The 16,033-nt window shown below is 63.8% G+C and carries 20 protein-coding genes; 6 read left to right on the top strand and 14 right to left on the bottom strand.

Translation table 11 applies throughout. The annotated features are described in order from the left end of the window. Position 1: 1 nt before the first annotated feature. Positions 2–1,051, bottom strand: a complete 1,050-nt coding sequence (gene ygfZ / locus JJB74_RS13925) for a CAF17-like 4Fe-4S cluster assembly/insertion protein YgfZ (protein ID WP_200592489.1) — start codon at positions 1,049–1,051, stop codon at positions 2–4. A 141-nt stretch (positions 1,052–1,192) separates the two neighbouring features. Between ygfZ and mltG the strand changes: the two genes are divergently transcribed. The 6 genes from mltG to JJB74_RS13895 all read left to right on the top strand — a co-directional run bounded on the left by mltG (position 1,193) and on the right by JJB74_RS13895 (position 5,753). Further along, complete coding sequence (gene mltG / locus JJB74_RS13920; RefSeq protein ID WP_200592488.1) at positions 1,193–2,173, top strand: endolytic transglycosylase MltG; 981 nt, start codon at positions 1,193–1,195, stop codon at positions 2,171–2,173. Between the two features lie 16 nt (positions 2,174–2,189). Beyond that, positions 2,190–2,807: a dTMP kinase gene (gene tmk / locus JJB74_RS13915; protein WP_200592487.1), complete on the top strand. Its 618-nt coding sequence runs from the start codon at positions 2,190–2,192 to the stop codon at positions 2,805–2,807. Continuing rightward, positions 2,804–3,835 carry a DNA polymerase III subunit delta' gene (locus JJB74_RS13910; protein ID WP_200592486.1) on the top strand — a complete coding sequence of 344 codons (1,032 nt, stop codon included), beginning with the start codon at positions 2,804–2,806 and terminating at the stop codon, positions 3,833–3,835. Before tmk ends, JJB74_RS13910 begins: the two co-directional genes overlap by 4 nt. Before the next feature lie 8 nt (positions 3,836–3,843). Continuing rightward, entirely contained in the window at positions 3,844–4,209 is a 366-nt protein-coding gene (locus tag JJB74_RS13905; RefSeq protein WP_200592485.1) for a PilZ domain-containing protein, read from the top strand. Between the two features lie 79 nt (positions 4,210–4,288). After that, positions 4,289–5,068, top strand: coding sequence for a TatD family hydrolase (locus JJB74_RS13900; protein ID WP_200592484.1), 780 nt, complete (start codon positions 4,289–4,291; stop codon positions 5,066–5,068). A gap of 1 nt (position 5,069) precedes the next feature. Beyond that, complete coding sequence (locus tag JJB74_RS13895) at positions 5,070–5,753, top strand: ankyrin repeat domain-containing protein (protein WP_200592483.1); 684 nt, start codon at positions 5,070–5,072, stop codon at positions 5,751–5,753. A 37-nt stretch (positions 5,754–5,790) separates the two neighbouring features. Here the strand turns inward: JJB74_RS13895 and JJB74_RS13890 are convergent, their stop codons facing one another. The 13 genes from JJB74_RS13890 to fliF all read right to left on the bottom strand — a co-directional run bounded on the left by JJB74_RS13890 (position 5,791) and on the right by fliF (position 16,033). Next, on the bottom strand, positions 5,791–6,543 hold the full coding sequence (locus JJB74_RS13890; RefSeq protein WP_200592482.1) for a sigma-70 family RNA polymerase sigma factor: 753 nt from the start codon (positions 6,541–6,543) through the stop codon (positions 5,791–5,793). A gap of 8 nt (positions 6,544–6,551) precedes the next feature. After that, the gene (fliP, locus tag JJB74_RS13885) at positions 6,552–7,265 is read right to left on the bottom strand and encodes a flagellar type III secretion system pore protein FliP (RefSeq protein ID WP_234484172.1); all 714 of its coding nucleotides are present in this window, start codon (positions 7,263–7,265) and stop codon (positions 6,552–6,554) included. Between the two features lie 104 nt (positions 7,266–7,369). Further along, a complete protein-coding gene (locus JJB74_RS13880; RefSeq protein WP_200592481.1) occupies positions 7,370–7,801 on the bottom strand; it encodes a hypothetical protein in 432 nt (143 codons plus the stop codon). Position 7,802: 1 nt separating this feature from the next. After that, a complete protein-coding gene (locus JJB74_RS13875; protein WP_200592480.1) occupies positions 7,803–8,171 on the bottom strand; it encodes a FliM/FliN family flagellar motor switch protein in 369 nt (122 codons plus the stop codon). Positions 8,172–8,197: 26 nt separating this feature from the next. Continuing rightward, positions 8,198–8,986, bottom strand: coding sequence for a FliM/FliN family flagellar motor switch protein (locus tag JJB74_RS13870; RefSeq protein ID WP_200592479.1), 789 nt, complete (start codon positions 8,984–8,986; stop codon positions 8,198–8,200). Further along, a complete protein-coding gene (locus tag JJB74_RS13865) occupies positions 8,983–10,188 on the bottom strand; it encodes a flagellar hook-basal body complex protein (protein ID WP_200592478.1) in 1,206 nt (401 codons plus the stop codon). The genes JJB74_RS13870 and JJB74_RS13865 overlap by 4 nt, the downstream gene beginning before the upstream one ends. Positions 10,189–10,200: 12 nt before the next feature. Then, positions 10,201–10,620 carry a flagellar hook capping FlgD N-terminal domain-containing protein gene (locus tag JJB74_RS13860; RefSeq protein ID WP_200592477.1) on the bottom strand — a complete coding sequence of 140 codons (420 nt, stop codon included), beginning with the start codon at positions 10,618–10,620 and terminating at the stop codon, positions 10,201–10,203. 72 nt (positions 10,621–10,692) lie between these two features. Further along, positions 10,693–11,343 (bottom strand): hypothetical protein, encoded by a 651-nt coding sequence (locus tag JJB74_RS13855; RefSeq protein ID WP_200592476.1) that lies wholly within the window; start codon positions 11,341–11,343, stop codon positions 10,693–10,695. Continuing rightward, on the bottom strand, positions 11,340–11,810 hold the full coding sequence (locus JJB74_RS13850; RefSeq protein ID WP_200592475.1) for a hypothetical protein: 471 nt from the start codon (positions 11,808–11,810) through the stop codon (positions 11,340–11,342). The genes JJB74_RS13855 and JJB74_RS13850 overlap by 4 nt, the downstream gene beginning before the upstream one ends. After that, entirely contained in the window at positions 11,807–13,126 is a 1,320-nt protein-coding gene (locus JJB74_RS13845) for a FliI/YscN family ATPase (protein WP_200592474.1), read from the bottom strand. Before JJB74_RS13845 ends, JJB74_RS13850 begins: the two co-directional genes overlap by 4 nt. Next, positions 13,123–14,004, bottom strand: coding sequence for a FliH/SctL family protein (locus tag JJB74_RS13840; protein WP_200592473.1), 882 nt, complete (start codon positions 14,002–14,004; stop codon positions 13,123–13,125). Before JJB74_RS13840 ends, JJB74_RS13845 begins: the two co-directional genes overlap by 4 nt. Next, positions 14,001–14,501, bottom strand: a complete 501-nt coding sequence (locus JJB74_RS13835) for a hypothetical protein (protein ID WP_200592472.1) — start codon at positions 14,499–14,501, stop codon at positions 14,001–14,003. The genes JJB74_RS13840 and JJB74_RS13835 overlap by 4 nt, the downstream gene beginning before the upstream one ends. Then, positions 14,498–16,033 carry a flagellar basal-body MS-ring/collar protein FliF gene (fliF, locus tag JJB74_RS13830; RefSeq protein ID WP_200592471.1) on the bottom strand — a complete coding sequence of 512 codons (1,536 nt, stop codon included), beginning with the start codon at positions 16,031–16,033 and terminating at the stop codon, positions 14,498–14,500. The genes JJB74_RS13835 and fliF overlap by 4 nt, the downstream gene beginning before the upstream one ends.

The following is a 16,033-nucleotide window of genomic DNA, read 5'->3' as shown; positions in this document are numbered from 1 at the left end:
GTCAGGTCGGATCGATCAGCGCATACGGCAGGCTGCCGATGTCGAGCAGCGGCCCGTTCGCCGCGCCGAGGTGCAAGCCGCCACCGCTTTCGAGCGCGGCGGTCTTGAGCTCGACCAGGCAGCGTGTCGCGCCATCGATCGTCTCGGCATTCACAATCTGGCCGCAGGGCTGGTCCGGCTCGTTCGCCGCAAACACTTCCATGCCGGGCGCGACCCCGACCGTCGCAATCGTAGCCGGCAGCATGCGCCGCTTGAGCTTGCCCAGGTATTGGCTGCGGGCGACGATTTCCTGGCCCGGATAGCAACCCTTGCGGAAATTCACGCCGCCGACGACTTCAAAATTCACCATCTGCGGCACGAACTGTTCCTGCGTCGCCTTGACCACGGTCGGCATGCCGGCGGCGATATCGGTCAGGCGCCAGGCGGACGGCGGCGCCGGCGGCAGACGGCGCGCGAGCGTTGGCCAGGCATCCTTCGCCACCGCCAGCGGCGCAATCCACTGAAAACGTGGCCGGCCATCGGCGTCGGCGACGCGAATCAGGCTGCCGGCATCCGTATCGACCTTGGCATAGGGCGCGTTCGGCAAAACCGGGAACCAGGGGGCAAGCAGCTCGGCATCCGCGCCGACCAGGCCGAGCGCGACGAAGTCGTCGCTGAGGTCGGCGAGTTTCGCCTTTGCGCGCAGGATGAACATTTGCAGCCGCGTCTGCACCACCGGCTGAAGCTCGCGCGGCAATTGCAGATAAATCGTGTCGCCGCTCTTCCACGTCAGCATCGTCGCCAGCAGCCGGCCCTTGGCGGTGCAATAGCCGGCCAGGCGCGCTTCACCCGGCCCGAGATGCTCGATGTCATTGGTCAGCTGGTTGTGCAGAAAGCTCGCGGCGTCCTCGCCGGTGGCGGCGATCAGTCCGAGGTGGGTCAGCGGGGCGATGAATCCGGCGTTGATCGGCGCGGCATCGGTGAAACCGATCGGCTCCGGCGTTGTCGATTCGGACAGGCGGGCGCCTTGCTCGGCGAGAAAGCTTAGCCAGGTTGCTTGATTTTCATTCATGAGATTGGGAAATAAGCGGGTGCAGCGATTATCATGGCGGCCTCTGGAAATATTGGACGCGTGGGCCGCAACGAGCCCCGATTATAGTGGCGTCGGAAAAACCGCGTCCGACCCACCTCGGCACAGACAGGCAAGGAAGCAGTGAAAAAGTTTTTGATCGCGGTATGCATGCTGGCAGCGATTGCCGTCGGCGCATTCCAGTTCTGGGCGATGCAGCCCATCATTCCGAAAAATGCGGAGCCGATTCCCTTCGGCGTGGCTCCCGGCAGCGGCGTGCGCGGCGCGACCGAGCAGATCGCCAAGGCCGGCGTGCCGGTGCAGCCTTTTCTGCTCGAACTGCTGGCCCGCACCTCGGGCAAGGGCGGCCGGCTCAAGGCCGGCAGTTATGAGCTCGCTCCCGGCGCCACGCCGCGGCGCCTGGTCGAGCAACTGGCACGCGGTGAGTTCGCGCAGCATGCACTGGTGGTCATCGAAGGCTGGACCTTCCGCCAGATGCGCGAGGCGATCGCCGCCAACCCGATGCTCAAGCACGATTCTGCGGCGCTTTCCGACGAGGAATTGCTGACCAAGGTCGCGCCCGGCTACAGCAAGCCCGAGGGCCTGTTCTTTCCCGATACCTATCTGTTCGCCCGCGGCGCCAGCGATTTGCAGATCTACCGGCAAGCGCACGCGCTGCTGATGAAGCGGCTGGAGGATGCTTGGGCCGCACGCGCGCCCGATTTGCCGTACCGCACGCCCTACGAGGCGCTGACGATGGCTTCGCTGATCGAAAAGGAAACCGGTCACAAGGCTGACCGCGAACTGGTCGCCGGCGTGTTCGTGAACCGGCTCAGGCAAGGCATGCTGCTGCAGACGGATCCGAGCGTGATCTACGGCATGGGCGAGCGCTATCAGGGCAACATCCGAAAGCGCGATCTGCAGACCGACAGCCCCTACAATACCTACCTGCGCGCCGGCCTGCCGCCGACGCCGATCGCGCTGCCGGGCGCGGCATCGATCGCTGCGGCGCTGAATCCGGCCCGTACCGATGCGCTGTATTTCGTGGCGCGCGGCGACGGCAGCAGCGAATTCTCCAACACGCTGTCCGACCATAACCGGGCGGTCAACAAATACCAACGCTAAGCATTCCAGGAGCCCCATGAGCCGAGGCAAATTCATTACCTTCGAAGGCATCGACGGCGCCGGCAAGTCCACGCATATCTCCTTCGTCGCTTCGCTGCTGCACGACCTCGGGCACACGGTAGTCACCACTCGCGAGCCGGGAGGTACGCCCCTGGGTGAAAAACTGCGCGAACTGCTGCTGTCGGAAAACATGCATCTCGAGACCGAGGCGCTCCTGATGTTCGCCTCGCGGCGCGAGCATCTGGCGCAGGTGATCGAGCCGGCGCTGGCGCGCGGCGATTGGGTCGTCTGCGACCGCTTCACCGACGCCACCTTCGCCTACCAGGGCGGCGGCCGCAAGCTCGAACGCGCCAAGCTCGAAGCCCTGGAAGCCTGGGTGCATCCGCATCTGCAACCGGATCTGACGCTGCTGTTCGATGTGCCGCTGGAAGTGGCGCGCGAGCGGCTGGCGCGCTCGCGCAACCTCGACCGCTTCGAGCAGGAAAAGGCAGACTTTTTCGCAGCGACCCGCGACGAATACCACCGCCGCGCGCAGCAATTCCCGCAGCGCTTCCGCATCATCGAGACGATCCGGCCGGTCGCCGAGGTCAATGCGCTGATCGACGGCCTCATTCGCGAGTTCGCGCGGGCATGAGCGGCGCAATCTTTCCCTGGCAGGCCGACGCCTGGGCGCGCATGGCGGCAATGCGTGAGCGCATGCCGCACGCGGTGCTGCTGCACGGACCGCAGGGCATCGGCAAGACCGCCTTCGCCGAGCGGCTTGCGCAGGCGCTGCTGTGCGAGGCGCCATTGCAGGATGGTCAACCCTGCGATGCCTGCGCCGCCTGCGGCTGGTTCGCGCAGTATGCGCATCCGGATTACCGCCGGGTGCGGCCGGAAGCGCTCGAGGAGGGCGACGCTGGCGAGGAAGGCGAAGCGGACAAGGCTGAAAAGGGCGGCAAGACCAGCAAGACGCCGTCGCGCGAAATCCGCATTGAGCAGATACGCGCCCTGTCCGATTTCATGAATGTGTCGACGCATCGCAGCGGCCGGCGCGTGGTGCTGCTGTATCCAGCCGAGGCGCTGAATACGGTTTCGGCCAATTCGCTGCTGAAGACTTTGGAAGAGCCGCCGCCGGGAACCGTATTTCTGCTGGTATCGCACCGGCCTGACCGGCTGCTGCCGACCATTCTTTCCCGCTGCCGCCAGATTGCGCTGACTATGCCGCCGCGCGATGCGGCCGAACGCTGGCTTGCCGAGCAGGGCGTGGACGATGGCACGACCTGGCTCGCGGAGGCTGGCGGTGCGCCGCTGGCCGCACTGGACGCGGCACAGGGTGGATCGCGCGAGGGCATCGACGCATTGCTGGCACACCTGGCGCGGCCGGAAGCGGAATCGCCGTTGCGCGTGGCGGACCGGCTGCAGAAAATCGCCCCGGTGGAACTGGTGGCTACGCTCCAGCGCTGGCTGTACGACTTGTTTTCTGTAAAGTTTTCCGGCAGCGTCCGTTATTATCCAAAGTACCGCAGCCAGCTCGAGGCGCTTGCGGCCCGCGCCGGCGCCGACCGACTGCTGGCGGCACAGAAAAGCGCAGCGGAACGGCGTGCGATCGCAGAGCATCCGCTGTCGGCCAAGCTGTTCATCGAAGACATGCTGCTCGATTACTCATCACTCTTTGCATAGGAACCACCATGGCAGAAACCGCCGGTGCACCGCTTGCCCGCCCCTCGGTACTGTCGCTGGCCGTGAAGGAAAAGGCGGCCCTGTATGCCGCCTACATGCCATTCCTGGCCAACGGCGGCATCTTCGTTCCCACCGCCAGGACCGCGCGCCTTGGCGACGATATCTACCTCATCCTGTCGCTGATGGACGATGCCAGCAAATATCCGATCGCCGGCAAGGTGGTCTGGGTGACGCCGGCCGGCGCCAACAATGGCAAGACTCAGGGTATAGGCGTGCACTTCCCGGCGGATGAAAGCGGCCAGCGGCTGAAGATGCGCATCGAGGAAATCCTCGGCGCGGCCATCGGTTCGTCGCGCGCTACCCATACTCTGTAGCCGCACCGCCGACGAACCGCGCTCAGCACCGTTCTGCGGTCGCGGAACGCCTGCCGTCATCCGGGTACAATGGCGCGCTATGTTTATCGACTCCCACTGCCACATCAATTTCCCGGAGCTGGCGCAACGCCTGCCGGAAATCTTTCAGAAAATGCAGGAAAACCGGGTCAGCCACGCGCTGTGCGTGTCGGTAGACCTGCCGGATTTTCCGCAGGTGCTCGCGCTCGCCGAGCAGTATCCAAATATTTACGCTTCGGTTGGCGTGCATCCGGACTATCCGGATACGCCCGAACCGACGGTCGAGGACCTGGTTCGCCTGGCTGCGCATCCGCGCATCGTCGCCATCGGTGAAACCGGGCTCGACTACTACCGTCTCGAAGGCGACCTCGAATGGCAGCGCGAGCGTTTTCGCCGCCATATCCGCGCTTCTCGCACGACCGGCAAACCGCTGATCATCCACACCCGCGCCGCTGCCGAAGACACCTTGCGCATCATGCGTGAAGAAGGCGCCGGCACCGACGCCGGTGGCGCGGCTGGCGTCATGCACTGTTTCACCGAGTCCCTGGAAGTGGCCGAGGCCGCGATCGCCATGGGCTTCTACATCTCTTTTTCCGGCATCGTCAGCTTCAAGAGCGCGCGCGATCTGCAGCAGGTGGCAAAGACCATACCGCTGGAGCGCATGCTGATCGAAACCGATTCACCGTACCTGGCGCCCGTGCCATTCCGCGGCAAGACCAACGAGCCCGGTTATGTGCGGCATGTCGCCGAATGCATCGCCACCTTGCGCGGCGAACCGCTGGAGCGCATCGCCGCGCAAACCACCGAAAATTTCTTCCAGCTCTTTTCCCTGGCCCGCTGACATGAGCAACGACATCCATCGCGGCGCGCGCCGCCATTTCCTGCGCCTCGGCACCGCGCTTGCCGCGCTGGCCTGCCTGCCCGAACTGGCATTTGCCGGCGCCTATGACGATTACTTCAAGGCGGTCAAGCTGGATCTCGACCGCCAGGTCGCCGACCTGCTCAAGCGCGGCTTCGATCCGAACACGATCGAAGCCGAGCGCGGCGACACCGGCTTGATCCTGGCGCTGCGCGAAGACTCGATGAAGGTGTTCCGCGTGCTGCTCAATACAGGCGGCGTGAACCTGGAAGCGCATGCGCGCAATGGCGACACCGCGCTGATGATCGCCGCCTGGCGCGGCAACCTCGATGCAGTCCGCGCGCTGATCGAAAAGGGCGCCGAAGTCAACCAGACCGGCTGGACCGCGCTGCATTACGCGGCCGCGAACGGCCACAACGACATCGTGTCGCTGCTGCTGGAGCACTTCGCTTACATCGATGCGGAATCACCGAACGGCACCACGCCGATCATGATGGCTTCACGTGGCGGTCACATCATGACGGTCAAGCTGCTGCTCGACGAAGGAGCCGACGCGACCTTGAAGAATGGCGCGGGCATGACGGCGATTGACTTCGCCAGGAGCGGCAATCACAACGATATCGCCGACGGCCTGACCTATCGGCTGAAGAAGGCCGGGAAGCTGTAAAGGCGGCCCGTGCGCTGCGTACTCGGCGGCATGGAATTCATGCGGACATGCCAAACCGGCCGTCCTGATAAAGCTTGCGCAATGCTTTCAGCGCCTTGCTGTGGAGTTGCGACACCCTGGCCGGGGTAACGCTGAGCATTTGCGCAATGGTTCGAAAGTCGATGCCGAAGAAATAGTGATAGCGCACGATGCGCGCCAACTCGGGCGCAAGCTTGGGCACCATCCAGGCGAAGAGATTGGCGAGTTCCCGGCGCTCTGCATCCTCATAGGCACTCAGATCGACTTCGTCGGCCGATACCTTGGTTTCTTCCTCGTCGTCCAGCATGAAGCCGATGCTGAGTTCCACGGTGAAGTCCGCCAACTCCTCCAGCGATAACAGCGGGTTTTCCTTGTCATCGTCGCGCTCGATCAAACTCTCGACGCGATCGGCGAAGCTTGCCGAGCGGTCTTGCGGTCCACCCGGCGTCAGAACCCGGGTATGAAATTCGCTCAGCGATGGCAGCGCATCCAGCACAGCGCCTCGTATGCGTCTGACCGCGTAGTGCCGGAATGGAATGCCGCGTCCGGGGTCGAAGCGGTCGACGGCTTCCATCAGGCCAAGTACCGCCGTTTGCAGATAATCGGCAAACTCCGCCGGTAGTCCGCCACGCCGGGAATACATCTGGGCGGCATGCATGCGCGCAAAGGGCAGGTGCGCGTCGATAATCTGCAGACGCAAAGCCTGGTCGCGGCTGGCGACGAAGCGCAACCAGAGTTCACGCTCCTCGTCGGCAGCGGGCGTCGCATCCATTGCGGCATTTAATGGAAACTTCCCAACAGCGAGCGTGCGACCAGATTCCAGCCGTCGATCAGCACGAAGGTCAACAGCTTCAGCGGCAGCGAGATCATCACCGGTGGCACCATCATCATGCCGAGCGACATCAGCACGCTCGAGACCACCAGGTCAATCATCACGAAGGGCAGGAAAATCATGAAGCCGATCTGGAACGCGCTGCGCAGCTCGCCGAGCATGAAGGCGGGCACCAGCTGCGCCAGGCTGATGTCCTCGATGCGCTGCGGTGGCTGCGCATGCGCGAGTTCGACCATCAGCGCCAGATCGGCCTCACGCGTCTGCCGCACCATGAATTCGCGCATCTCGCCAGATGCGATATCCACCGCCTGCTCCAGCCGTAGCTGACCCTTGGTATAGGGCTGCAAAGCCTTGTCATTGATGTGGGCAAGCACCGGCATCATCGCAAAGATGGACAGGAACAGCGCCAGGCTCACCAGCACCTGGTTCGGCGGCGTCTCCTGCATGCCGATTGCATGCCTGAGCATGGATAGCACCACGACGATACGGGTGAAGGCTGTCATCGTGATGAGGATCGCCGGCGCCAGGCTGAGCAGGGTCAGCAGCAACAGCATGCGGATCGGCAGCGCCAGATCGCCTCCGGTGGGCGATGCGGGTATGCGCAGTTCCAGCACGCTGGCCGCGGGCGCCGCGATTGCCGTCGTCTTCGCTGTCGCTGCCATGACGGGCATGGCGCAGCAAGAGCCGATGAGCAGCGCTAACGTGACGGCAAACCATCGCAAGTGCGGCGTCTTCGCGCGGTTCCGGCTTTGGCGAGTTGTTGCGCTCATTCGGCATCCCATGACGGCGGGTGTTCCATCGGGGGCGCAGTGGCGGGCAGGCATTGCAGGTTGGCACCTGCCTGAATCAGCAACCATTCCCGGTCGCGATAGGCGATCACATGTATGCGCGTCTGGGGCGGCAGGCGCAGACTGGCAATGCTGCGCAGCGCCGCGCCATCGCCAGACGAATTTGTCAACGCGAAGCGCCGTCTGAGCACAAGAAGTGCCGCCGAGGCCAGCGCCAGCAGCAACAGGGTGACGCCAATCGCAAGCCCGGCCTGCTGTCCCAGGCCTGTATCCGGAGCGCGAAACGGAATGGCCGCCGCCTCGTCGGCTGCCAGTACCTTGGTCAGCATCGTTGTGTTCGCCACCAGTGCGCCACCAACACGCGCTGGCCAGCGCTGCCGGCAAACGCGCGCAACGGATTGTCCCGGCATTTCAGGCTCCCACACTGCCGACTTCCGTAATGCGTACGCCCAACTTGTCCTCGACCACAACAAGCTCACCACGCGCGACAACGCGCTCGTCAAGTTGCAGTTCGATGACTGGCGATGTATCGGCTTCGAGAGGCACGATCGAGCCGTCCTTGAGCCTGAACAATTCCGCGACCGAGACCTCGCCCTCGCCAACGATGGCGCGCAACCTGACTTTCAGGTCGCCAATCAGGTCGAGGCGCTTGGCCAGCAGGGCTCCATCGCTCGTGGGCAATTCCGTTACCGGTTGCAATTCGATGGGCGCGGCATGGGCGGTTTGCCCCGATGCGGGAATATCGGCGTCCTGGGCAGGATGGGAAGCGATAGGAGTCATGGTTTTCCAATTCCAATGTTGAAAATTCAGGAAGCGGCGTCGAGCTGCAGCACCGGCTTGTCTCCGCTCAGGCCGAGATAGCCACCTGCTAGCGCGGTCCCAGCAGCGTTTTCCAAGCGCATCGCGGCATCGATACGATGATCGAGCAGCACGACATCGCCATGGCCAAGGCGCATCAGTTCGGACAGCGGCAGGCTGGCTTCACCAGCCACCACGCGCAGCCGGATCCGACGTGACTGCAGCGCTTCAAGACGGGGCGCCAGCGGCTCGGGTCGCACCTCGCTGCGCTCGGTGACACTCTTCGCGTTCGGCGGTTGCGCCATCCAGATCAGCCACGGTTCCTGTCCCAGCCACAGCGTCAGCCATAGTGAAGCAGCGCCGCGCGCCCGGACTGGCCCAGCAAGGGCAGTTTCGCGGAACAATGCCGGCTTGCGCTCGGACCCGGGCGGCAGGCCCATCAGCCGTGCAAGCAGATCACGCAAGGCCAGGCTGGCCATGGTGTTGCGTAATTCGGCATGCAGCGCAGCCGATGCGCTGGTTGGCGCGCCGAGTGCCGACGCAGCGGCGTTCAGCACGGGCGCGGGTATGGCTCTGGCGTGAAACGCGAGGGTTGCGGATTCACTCTCTTCATCAAGCATTGCAAGCAGCGATGGCGGCACCGGAGGGCTTTCCCGCACAAGGCTGTCGTCGACGGCGAGTCGGATGTCTACCCCGGGCAGCCATGCCGCCCCCCACGCCTGGACCCGCGGCGCAAGGCTGGCTGCGATCGCATCCAGCTCGTGGGATGCATACAGCTTCCATGGCAGCGCTCTCAACCTCGCCTCCGCGTGTCCATCAATTGCTGCGCCATTTCGTTGGCGGTGCTCTGCACCTGCGAGCAGGCCTGGTAGGCGCGCTGCACCACGATCAATTCGGAAAATTGCTGGGTCAGGTCCACATTCGAGGCTTCGATTTCGCCGCCGGCGATCTTGCCGAAGACAGCGCTTTGCGCGGCGCCAGCGACGGCGGCGGCATCTGCCGGCGCGCGCCACAATCCGCCGCCCTGTGCCACGAGACCGGATTCATCCTGGAACCAGGACAGCGCCAGGCGGCCGACATTGCGCTTCTCGCCATTGCTGTAGGCCAGCATCACCGAGCCGTCGGTGTCGTAGCTGCTCGCGGTGAACGTGCCGCTGGCTTTGCCGTCCGCCGATTGCAGTTTCGCAGTCGACGTGGCGCCGGCGCTGAAGCTGGTGAGACCAGCGAACGAGCCTGGGTCGCCGAAATCGAGCATGATGTCCTGCGGGCTGGCTCCGGTCGGATTCCAGGTGAAGCGGAACTTGTCATAGCCCGCTTCCGGAGAGCCATCGACGCCGAATGCCAGCGTGCCTTTCGCAACCGTGGCGCTCTTGGCATCCCGGATCTCGAAGCCCCAGGTATGGTCGGCACCGCTGGTCGAAGGCGCGGTCTGGTCGGTGAATACGATCGATAGCGTCGACACGACACCGGCGTTGCTCACCACGCTGACATCGGTGACCGAGTGACTTTTGTCGCTGTCGCCGGTGGAGAGAATGCCATCCAGCTTGATCGTCGCCGTCGGCGTGCCCGCGATGGCGCGCAGGGAACTGATGTCGAGCTCGCCGAGTGTGCCAGTCGCATCGAGCACCATGACCGGCGTTTTCGACTGTTTCGCGACCAGCTTGCCCTTGGCATCGAATTCGAATTGGCCATCGCGCGTATACAGGGTCTTGCCGTCGCTGCGCAGCATGAAATAGCCGGCGCCATCGATGGCGGCGTCGGTCGGATTGCCGCTCTGCCGCAGTTCGCCCTGAGCACGGATCGTAGTCGGCTTGCCAGCCTGTACGCCATTGCCGGTTCGGCCGGCAAGCGCGCCTTCGTTATAGAGCAGGTCCTGGAATTGCAGGGCCGAGCGCTTGTAGCCGGCCGTGTTCAGATTGCTGACATTGGAGCTGATGTTCGTCAGCCCCTTGCTGTAAGCCTGCAGACCGGTATTGGCGATGAAGATTGCATCAAGCATTCCTGCCTCCGCTTATTGAACCAGCACGATTTGCGAGAGCGGCAGGTCGGTGGCATAGGAGCCATCGCTGCCACGCACCGTCACCAGCGGCTGGCCGTTGTTGAAACGCAGTGTGGTGACCTGACCGATGAGGCTGCTACCGTCGTTGTTCTGACTCTGCACCTGCACGGTCCTGCCTATCAGGCTCACCGCCTGGTTCGCGGCGAGAATGCTCACTCCCTGCTGCGTGTTGCGGTTCAACTCGGTGGTTTGTTGCAGTGATGTGAACTGCGCCAGCTGGGCAATGAACTCCTGGTTGTCCAGCGGCTTGAGCGGATCCTGATAGGTCAGCTGGGTGAGCAGAATTTTCAGAAAGTCATCCAGACCAAGACTGTTGACCTGGGTCGGCTGGTTCTTGGAAACCGACAAACCTCCTATTGCTTCGACTGCCATATTGCCTCCGTGCGTGCTTGCATGTTTCGGTGAATCCCTTGGTTGGATCAACTCGACGCGGCTCAGCGCGGCTCATATCAGCCTGACGCCATTCAGCGTGAAGCCGGCGAGCCGGTAGCCGGCGCTTTCCAGCGTCCGCCGTAGTGTCACGATGCTGGCTTCGAGCGCGGTGTCGTCGGGTTGTTGCGTGAGATCGCGCAGCCAGACGTGGACACCGTCTTCCTCGAGTTGGCAATGCAGTTTGCGCAATGGCCAGGGAAAGCCGGTATCGACGACATTTGGGCGCAACACGGTTTCAGCAATCTCAATAGCAGCGTTGGTGGCCGGCGCGGTGCGTGCCGCGTCAAGCTGCGGCGTGGCTGGCGTTGCCGCGCCATTGGGAAGCGTAGTCGTCGATCGCAACGACAAGGCAGCGGCAGGCGGCATGCTCGGGCTGTACCGGGATCGGTTGCGTTGCATGCTCGTGATATCGCTTGTCGCATAAGCGACTGATTTCCCCGCTTCCGGCGCCGCATCCGCTGGATAGTTGGCGCGCTTGTCACTTTCCGCATTGCTGGCCTTCGCTGACGCCATGCGTGTATCGACCGGCACTGCACGAAAGCGATTGAGTGCGGCCATTTGCTCACGATCGAGCAGGCGCCGAAAGGCGTCGCCAGCGACAGTGGTGGGTCCGGGCGCGACGGTGGCGACGACAGGCTGCGGCGCATAGGCAAGGGTCTTCATGCCCGGCCTTCCGTTTCACGCTTTCTGCGCATGGCGACCGTCAACCAGCCATCATCCGATGCGCGTTGGTCGCAGCGGGTGTATTCGATGAACGCGCGCGCACTCAATCTCGTCTCGTGTTTTTCCAGGCTGCGCAAGGCGGTCTTGCTGCACTGGACGGCTTCGCTGCAGCCGATACGCTTGTCAATCAGCGCATTCAGTTCTTCACGCAGCGTTTGCGCCTGTGCCCCGGTTCGGTACAGGAAATCGCGCGTTCGGCGATGCCGGTCGAGGTCCAGGATGCCGTCGCGCTGCAACTCGCGGAGAAGCGCCTCGACCTCGCGCATCGTCTCCTCTGCGCTTGCGAGCTGTCGTTGCGTGACATCGACTTCGGCAAGGGCCAGCTGCAGCGCAGCCTGCGCCGTTTCCAGCTCTCGGCTGCGCAAGGTCTTGAGACTCTGCAGTGGATAGCGGTAATGGAAGCTCATGATTTGGATTCCGCGAAAATGGTCGACAGTTCGCGCAGTGCATCGCTGCGCGCTACCGATTCCGTCATGCCTTGACACAGGAAGCGCTCCAGCCGTGGAGCAAGTTGCAATGCGCGGTCGAGCTCGGCGTTGGCGCCGCTCTTGTAAGCGCCTATCTCAATGAGGTCGCGGCTTCTGGTCAGTTGATTCAGCGTGCGGATTGCTCGCTGCGCCAGTTCCTGCTCCCCGGGCGTGCTCAGGAGAGGCATCAGTCGGCTGATGCTCTTCAGAATGTCGATTGCCGGGAAATGGCGTTGATCTGCAAGTTCACGCGAGAGCACGATGTGGCCATCCAGCACCGAGCGCGCTGCATCGACGATCGGATCGCCAGTGAAATCGTCACCCTCGGCCAGTACCGTATAAAACGCGGTAATCGAGCCCGCATCGGTAGTGCCGCAACGCTCGAGCAAGCGCGGCAGGCTGGCGAACACCGAAGGCGTGTAGCCGCGCGCGGTCGGCGGCTCACCGATGGCCAGGCCGATTTCACGCTGGGCCATCGCAAAGCGTGATACCGAGTCCATGATCAGGGCCACGTCGGCGCCCTGCGCGCGGAAGTGTTCGGCCAGCGCGGTTGCGGCAAAAGCGGCATTGCAACGCATTAGCGCCGCTTGCTCCGATGTCGACACCACCAGCACCGAGCGTTTCAGCCCGGCCGGCCCGAGCGATTGCTCGATAAATTCGCGCACCTCGCGTCCGCGCTCGCCGACCAATGCAATGACATTCACATCCGAGCGCACATTGCGGGCCAGCATGCCCAGCAGCGTGCTCTTGCCTACGCCGCTTCCGGAGAAGATCCCGATGCGCTGACCCTTGCCGATGGTGAGCAGCGTATCGATGGCGCGCACGCCGGATTCCAGTACCTGGCGTATCGGCGGCCGATTGAGCGGATTGATGGCATCGCGGTGCAGATTGATCATGGCGCTCGTACGCGGCGCGGGTCGGCCATCGAGCGGCTTGCAAAAGGCGTCGATGACGCGTCCTAGCAGTGCCTCGCCGGCCGGCACGCGCAAGCTTTGTCCGCGCGCAATGACTTCGCTACCGAGGCCGATGCCGCGCAGCTCGCCATAAGGCATCAGCAGCACCGTGCCATCACGCAGGCCGACCACCTCGGCCAACACCGGCGCCGCATGCGAGCGCGAATGCACTTCGCAGACTTCGCCAAGAAACGCATCCGGACCGGAAGCTTCCAGCACCAGGCCGTAAAAGCGCGTCACACGCCCGATGCGACGCACCAGTTCGCAGCCGGATACCGCTTGCGCATAGCGCTGCATGTTCATTCCTGCTCCCCGCTGGCGCGATGCAGCGACAGCAGCAGATCGCGCAGGCCGGCAAGCTGGGTTTCCAGCCTGGCGTCGAGGCTGCCGGCATCGGTTTCGATAATGCAGCCGCCGATCTCGACTCGGTCGTCGGGCACCAGCGCAACGCCGCTCATGATCGGTGCCGTGGTATCGGCGCTCAACACGGCATGATCGGACGGCGACAAGTGGATGGACAAGGCGCGCCGCTCGGTCATTCCTTCCATGACCTTGCGCACAATTGCGACGATGGCGTCGCGGCTTCCCGCGGCTTGGCCAAGAATGCGCAGTACCGCGGCAAAGGCGATCTCGATCGCTCCGGCTTCGAGTTCGCGTTCCCATTTGGCGCTGGCCGTGGCGATCGCATCGGCAAGCAATCCAGCCTGGCGTTCGCGGGCATCGGCGGCATCGACGGCTTCGCGGCGTCCCTGTTCCAGGCCGGCGGCCAGTCCTTCCTCATGGCCTTTGCCGTAAGCGTCGCGCGCGCCTTCTGCGTGTCCATCAGAATAGCCTTCGGCATAGCTGGCCGGGACCGTGGGCGCAAGCCCATCGTTGATTCGCCTGCCATGTCTATCGTCGAACCGATTCGGCGATTCTCCGACCTGTTGGGTCGCGGTTTCCTCGGATGTCGCCTTGGCCGGCCCGATGTGCGCCGTTGTCGATGAACTTGATCTCGGCATGGAGGAGGGCGCGGCCGGCGCCATGGTCGTGGAGCTTTCCTCGGCACAGGCCGATATCGTGTTCGCCGCGGGTGATCTGACGCCGCTCCGTGCCAGCTTCGCATGATCCTGGGGACGCTGATGTCCACGCAGCGGTATCCCGGTCGCCGCAACCCTGGCCGCCTTGATCACGGCGCTCATGGAGTCGGCCTTACGGTATGTGGTGCACGCAGATGCGCTGCGTACGCATGCAGCAGAGCCCCCCGCCATGCTTGCGGCAGATCATGCGCAGGCTGCGCAATGGCTTCGGTGAGGTGTTTCTTCTGCAGCGGCGTCAATGCATCCCAGACTGCCTGGCGCCAGCGCCAGGCTCGGGCCTGCATCAGGACCGCCGTCAGACGTCCCTGCGCATCACTCGTGAATAGCCTGAGGATATCGGCGGGTGAAGCGGCGTCGATGATCGCGGCATCCTCGGTGTGTACCGTAGCGCCTTCGAGCGTATCTGGCACGTCAGGGCAGGGGACGTCGCCTAAGCCGACCTCGGGCGCGATACCCAGGGCCCGCAATTCCTTGAGTAAGGAACGAATTGCGGTGCGCATGCCTGGTAACAGGCGACGCAGCAACCATTCGCGATCGCGCCAGTGCAAGGCATGGAGGGAAAGCGCCGCCTCGCGCATGCGCTTGTCGGCCGGATTCATCGCGGGGCTCCGGGAGGACGGGGAGCGAGCCAGGCATTGAGCTCGCGTAGCATGCGTGCGCGTTCCTGGTCGCTGAGCCTTGCCGGCGCTTGCGCGCGGCGTCCGCGCCGCATGGCCAGGCCGAGCGAAACGAGTAGCAGCGCGGCAGCAACTGTGCCCGTGATCATCCAGGTGGTGCTTGCGGAAAGCGCTGACAGCAAGCCCGCACTCTTGATAGCGACTGGCTTAGCGTCCAAAGGCGCCGCGCTCAGTGTGGCCGCCTTTGTCGCTGTTACTGCAGCAGCATCGGCATGTGGCGGGGTGAGTTGTGCGACCGTGCCGGTCGCGGCGGCCGCCCCAGCCTCCCCGTGGCTGGCCGGTAGCGCTTCCAGGCTGTAGGCGGCGATGGCATCACCACGTGTCGGGTTCAGGCCGACCGCCATAGAGACAACCTCGGTCAGCTTGCGTGATTGCGCCTCGGACATCGCTGCCGGCAGTACCACGCCCACGCTTAAACGCTTGATCGCTCCCGGCGCCGAAACGATCTGCTCCACGCGCCTGCCGTGTTGAAATTCGACTTCGCTGAGCGTTGTCTCCCTTCCGGCGCCGGTCGCGCTTTCGGAAGACTGTGTCGTCGGCGCTCGCGCACGGCTGTCTGCCATTGTCGTTTGCTTGCTGCGCAATACCGCGCCGTCGCCACTGCCGCCTGGGACGACCAGCACCTTTTCCTCGGTGACCTTCAGCATGTCCGGATTCAGAATCGCATCCACCATCACGATTGCCCGCCCGGGGCCGACCGCACGGTCCAGCACTGCCGCGGCCTTGGAAATGAAATAGGCTTCGGTCTGGCGCTTGAGCTCGAGCACTGCATCACCACTGCCGCCACGTTCGGCGCCCGTGTTGTCGCTTGCAGCGCTCAGCGTCACGCCGCGGCTATCGGTCACCGTCACCGCGCCGGGTTCCACCTGCGGTACCGCGGCGGCGACAAGACGCTGTATGCCCAACACTTGCGGAGCATGCAATTGCATTCCGGGCCGAGCGGTAATGGTGACTGAGGCCTTGCCTTGGCCGTCGCCACGCCGCAGTAGTCCGGTTTCCGGCAACGCCAGGTGTACCCGCGCCGATTGCACTTCCTCCAGGCCCATGATGGTTCGGGCCAGTTCACCCTGCATCGCGCGCTGGTAATTGATCTTTTGCGCGAACTCGGTCATGCCGATATCGGACTCATTAAACAGTTCGAACCCGACGGTGCCGCGCAGATTGACGCCCTTGCTCATCAGCTTCAGGCGGGTGCGGTACACCTCATCGCGGTCCACAAGTATGGTGCGACCTTCGTCGCCAAGCCGGTGCGGCACTTTGATGCGGTCAAGTTCCGCGACGATGGCGCCGGCGTCCTGAGGGTCCAGGTCCGAAAACAGCACCTGGTAATCGGGACTCAATAGCTTCCATCCGAAGGCCAGCGCTGCAGCCAGAGACACGGCAGCGGCGAGTAGCAGCAAAAGCCGGGCGCCGTTGCCGAGGGACTTGAGCGTCTGTTTCAGGGGTTCGAGCAT

It is taken from the genome of Noviherbaspirillum pedocola (assembly GCF_016632335.1).
In the GTDB taxonomy this organism is placed as follows: domain Bacteria; phylum Pseudomonadota; class Gammaproteobacteria; order Burkholderiales; family Burkholderiaceae_D; genus Noviherbaspirillum_A; species Noviherbaspirillum_A pedocola.
The sequence above is the reverse complement of the archived record's forward strand: the minus strand, read 5'-3'. Positions and strand labels throughout refer to the sequence as shown.